Annotated in this window: 1 protein-coding gene; it reads right to left on the bottom strand. The window is 63.6% G+C overall.

The window, feature by feature from the left end:
• On the bottom strand, nt 1–203 hold a 203-nt coding region (locus Q4D18_RS07250; RefSeq protein WP_303126853.1), incomplete at its 3' end, for a hypothetical protein.
• Nucleotides 204–236: the final 33 nt, after the last annotated feature.

The following is a 236-nucleotide window of genomic DNA, read 5'->3' as shown; positions in this document are numbered from 1 at the left end:
GACGTGGTGTAGGTGGATCCTGATGAGGTGTCGTTGCCGTTGCGGGTGCGGGCCCGGTCGGAGGTGTGGTGGCCGGCGTTCGTGGTGGCGGTGGTGTTGTGGGTGTTGTTCGTGATGATCCTGCTGGGGCTGCCGCCGGTGCTGTTCGAAGATCCCTCTCCGATGCTGGTCCTGTTCCGGTGGCTGGCGGTGGTGGGGTTCATTCCGTTGAGCGTGTACGTGGCGTACACATGGAT

The sequence above is a fragment of the Micrococcus sp. genome (assembly GCF_030523875.1).
Taxonomy (GTDB): Bacteria; Actinomycetota; Actinomycetes; order Actinomycetales; family Micrococcaceae; genus Micrococcus.
Note: the sequence above shows the minus strand (reverse complement) of the source record. Positions and strands in the feature narration are given on the sequence as shown.